1 protein-coding gene and 1 tRNA gene are annotated in these 1,446 nt (G+C 50.8%); one reads left to right on the forward strand and one right to left on the reverse strand.

What is annotated here, in order from left to right; genetic code table 11:
* Window positions 1-54: 54 nt before the first annotated feature.
* Window positions 55-130 (reverse strand) — tRNA-Thr (locus L977_RS18665).
* 317 nt (window positions 131-447) lie between these two features.
* On the opposite strand from L977_RS18665, the gene coaA reads away from it, so the two are divergent.
* Entirely contained in the window at window positions 448-1,398 is a 951-nt protein-coding gene (gene coaA, locus L977_RS18670; protein WP_014882061.1) for a type I pantothenate kinase, read from the forward strand.
* Window positions 1,399-1,446: the final 48 nt, after the last annotated feature.

Consider the following 1,446-nt stretch of genomic DNA (forward strand, 5'->3'; position numbering starts at 1 on the left):
CGGCAGATTTACAGTCTGCTCCCTTTGGCCGCTCGGGAACCCCACCGGACTTGATGGTGCCGACTACCGGAATCGAACTGGTGACCTACTGATTACAAGTCAGTTGCTCTACCTACTGAGCTAAGTCGGCATCAAGTAGCGCGCATTCTATGGATACCTGCGCGGTCATGCAACTAAAAATTTGCATAAAACGTTCTTTCGCTCACATTTTATGCGAACAGCATACTAAGCGCTGTAAAAGTAGTCATTCGCGGTCAAATAATCAACATGCAAGGGTCGTTTGCACGGGATACACCGTAGCGTGACGGCTTCCGCGTAACGTAGCGCTTTCCATCTTTTTTCTTATTATTCCTGCCATCTGGTGTTAACCTCCTGCCCATTGTCCAAAATTAACTGTGTGATGAGCCACGATCCGGCAGTATTGAGCTGGCTCACTGAAGCATGCTTATGAGCAAAAAAGAGCAAACGTTAATGACGCCTTATCTTCACTTTAACCGCAGCCAGTGGGCTGCCCTGCGTGATTCCGTCCCTATGACGCTGACGGAAGGTGAAATCGCACGGTTAAAAGGGATAAACGAAGACCTGTCCCTGGAAGAGGTGGCAGAAATTTATCTCCCCCTTTCTCGCTTGCTTAACTTCTATATCAGCTCCAACCTGCGCCGTCAGGCGGTACTGGAGCAGTTCCTCGGAACGAACGGTCAGCGCATTCCTTATATCATCAGCATTGCGGGCAGCGTGGCTGTGGGTAAAAGCACCACCGCGCGCGTATTGCAGGCGCTGTTGAGCCGCTGGCCTGAACACCGCAGCGTTGAGTTAATTACCACCGACGGCTTCCTGCACCCGAACGAAGTATTAAAAGAACGCGGGCTAATGAAGAAGAAAGGCTTCCCGCTCTCTTATGATATGCACCGTCTGGTGAAATTTGTCTCTGACCTGAAATCCGGGGTGCCTCACGTCACGGCACCGGTCTATTCACACCTGATCTACGATCGTATCCCGGATGGGGATAAAACGGTGGTCCAGCCGGATATCCTGATCCTGGAAGGGTTAAACGTCCTGCAGAGCGGGATGGATTATCCTCATGACCCACATCATGTGTTCGTTTCAGACTTCGTCGATTTCTCTATATATGTTGATGCGCCGGAAGATCTTCTCCAGAGCTGGTACATCAACCGCTTCCTGAAGTTCCGGGAAGGCGCGTTCACCGATCCTGACTCTTACTTCCATAACTATGCGCAGCTGTCAAAAGAAGAGGCCATTAAGGTGGCGACGGGGCTGTGGAATGAGATCAACTACGTGAACCTGAAAGAGAACATCCTGCCGACGCGCGAACGCGCAAGTCTGATCCTCACCAAGAGCGAGAAGCACGCAGTCGACCAGATTCGCTTGCGGAAATAATTGCGCAGACATAAAAAACCGGCTTAACGCCGGTTTTTTTCTTTATGC

This window comes from Enterobacter sp. ZOR0014 (assembly GCF_000798855.1).
Classification (GTDB): domain Bacteria; phylum Pseudomonadota; class Gammaproteobacteria; order Enterobacterales; family Enterobacteriaceae; genus Enterobacter; species Enterobacter kobei.